A 2,546-nucleotide genomic window follows, 5' to 3' on the forward strand; every position below is an offset into this window, starting at 1 on the left:
GCGTGAAGTATGACGCGTAAAAAAAGGGCGACTCAATGGTCGCCCTTAAAAACTATTTCTCTAACGCCGCTTTTTGCGTCGCTACGATGGATTCAATCCCCTCTCTGGCCAACGCCAGCAGCGAGAGCAGCTCCTCATGGGTGAACGGCTCGCCTTCGGCGGTGCCCTGCACCTCGATCATGCGGCCATCTTCGGTCATTACCACGTTCATATCGGTTTCGGCGGCAGAGTCTTCAACATACTCCAGATCGCACACTGCTTCGCCCTTGACGATGCCCACGGAGACCGCAGCCACCATCCCTTTCATTGGGTTGGTCTTCAGCTTGCCGGCAGCAACCAGCTTGTTCAGCGCATCCGCCAGCGCCACGCACGCACCGGTAATAGAGGCAGTACGCGTGCCGCCGTCGGCCTGGATCACGTCGCAGTCGAGGGTAATGGTGAACTCACCCAGCGCTTTCAAGTCTACGGCGGCGCGCAGAGAGCGGGCGATCAGGCGCTGGATCTCCAGCGTACGGCCACCCTGCTTGCCTTTCGCGGCTTCGCGGGCGTTACGGGTATGGGTGGCGCGCGGCAGCATGCCATACTCAGCGGTGATCCACCCCTGGCCCTGGCCTTTCAGGAAACGCGGCACGCCTTCATCGATAGAGGCGGTACACAGAACTTTAGTGTCACCGAATTCAACCAGCACGGCACCTTCAGCGTGTTTTGTATAGTTTCGGGTCAGGATGACGGGACGCACCTGATTAGCGCTACGGCCTGCTGGACGCATGATGATTTCTCCGGCTTTTACGAATGTGGCTGCGCATTATACGGACTAAATACGCTTATTCCTATCTTGAGAAGGCCCCGAAAGCTATAATCCCCCCATCTCCTCTTTAAAAACAGGAACGTCTATGATCCGCAGTATGACAGCCTACGCCCGGCGTGAAATCAAGGGTGAATGGGGCAGCGCAGTCTGGGAACTACGCTCGGTTAACCAGCGCTATCTGGAGACGTGGTTTCGCCTGCCGGAGCAGTTCCGCAGCCTTGAGCCTGTAGTACGCGAGCGTATCCGTACCCGTCTGACCCGCGGCAAAATCGAATGTAACCTGCGCTTTGAGCCGGACGTCAGCGCGCAAAGCGAGCTGATTCTCAATGAAAAACTGGCTAAACAGCTGGTCACAGCCGCGAACTGGGTCAAAATGCAGAGCGACGAGGGTGAAATTAACCCGGTTGATATTCTGCGCTGGCCGGGCGTGATGGCCGCTCAGGAGCAGGATCTGGACGCGATTACCGCTGAAATCCTCTCTGCGCTGGACGGCGCGCTGGATGACTTTATCATCGCCCGTGAGACCGAAGGTCAGGCGCTGAAGAGCCTGATTGAGCAGCGCCTGGAAGGTGTTAGCGCAGAAGTCACCAAAGTACGCGCCCAGATGCCGGAAGTACTGAAGTGGCAGCGCGAGCGTCTGGTTGCCAAGCTGGAAGATGCTCAGGTGCAGCTGGAGAATAACCGTCTTGAGCAGGAGCTGGTACTGATGGCTCAGCGCATCGACGTCGCTGAAGAGCTAGACCGTCTCGACGCGCATGTGAAAGAGACCTACAACATTCTGAAGAAGAAAGAGGCCGTAGGCCGCCGCCTGGACTTTATGATGCAGGAGTTCAACCGCGAGTCGAACACCCTGGCGTCGAAGTCTATCAATGCTGATATCACCACCTCTGCTATCGAGCTTAAGGTGCTGATCGAGCAGATGCGCGAGCAGATCCAGAATATTGAGTGATGCTTAACGCGAGCTTATCTTGCTCTAGCTAAATCAAAAGGCCATTGTAAAAGATGGCCTTTATGTTTTTTATCGCAGTACTGAAAATAGCTGATGAATTTATTTATTAGTTAAAGCTGTAACTTATAAAAGTAATTAGTCAGCGTATAAAATAACGACTCTTGTAACGTCATTTATTATTAATACAACATGCTACTTTGGCTCCACAATTAAGAAAAAAACCGCACTAATAATTCATATTTAAAATAATGCTTAGGGTAAGCTGCCGGGAATGCATTGCTTATCCAACACCACGTTCTATTTGTTAAACGTGTGTTATTTACATACAGCGATACCAGTACAAGGAAGTTAACATTATGACGGCACTTCAATTCCCGTGTACCATATTCAAAACCCAGAAATGGATGGATGACTACGGGGCCAGAGACATGCGCTATGATGACTTAACCGAAGCACAACTCAGAAAACACTATCATCTGGAAAATGTGTCCACCCGCGTCAATCCTTATACATTGACGAAGGTTATACCTTTCAGCCAGTCTCAGCTGATGCCGTATGGTTATCGAGGCGATACGACTAAAATGACCCCGCAGCAGTGCGTCAGAATTTTGTTTGATGAATTCCGCCACCTTTCTCGTATGTTTGCTCTGTTCAGCCCTTACCGTCACCTGATCGATAAAATGATCACGCACATGCAGTATGGCAACGGCGCGCCTTTCCGTGATATGTTGCTGGACAGGGCGTTGAAGGAGATTATTGTTAATGATAGGTTTCAACAAAATAGCACAG

Annotated in this window: 3 protein-coding genes; 2 read left to right on the forward strand and 1 reads right to left on the reverse strand. The window is 51.7% G+C overall.

What is annotated here, in order from left to right; all coding sequences use genetic code 11:
* Positions 1 to 52: 52 nt before the first annotated feature.
* Entirely contained in the window at positions 53 to 769 is a 717-nt protein-coding gene (rph, locus tag FN633_RS04555) for a ribonuclease PH (protein ID WP_154056893.1), read from the reverse strand.
* Positions 770 to 893: 124 nt separating this feature from the next.
* On the opposite strand from rph, the gene FN633_RS04560 reads away from it, so the two are divergent.
* Positions 894 to 1,757: a YicC/YloC family endoribonuclease gene (locus FN633_RS04560; protein ID WP_154056894.1), complete on the forward strand. Its 864-nt coding sequence runs from the start codon at positions 894 to 896 to the stop codon at positions 1,755 to 1,757.
* A 356-nt stretch (positions 1,758 to 2,113) separates the two neighbouring features.
* The coding region (locus FN633_RS04565) for a DUF3289 family protein (RefSeq protein WP_154058826.1) at positions 2,114 to 2,546 on the forward strand (433 nt) is incomplete at its 3' end.

Source organism: Pseudescherichia vulneris, from assembly GCF_902164725.1.
In the GTDB taxonomy this organism is placed as follows: Bacteria; Pseudomonadota; Gammaproteobacteria; order Enterobacterales; family Enterobacteriaceae; genus Pseudescherichia; species Pseudescherichia vulneris.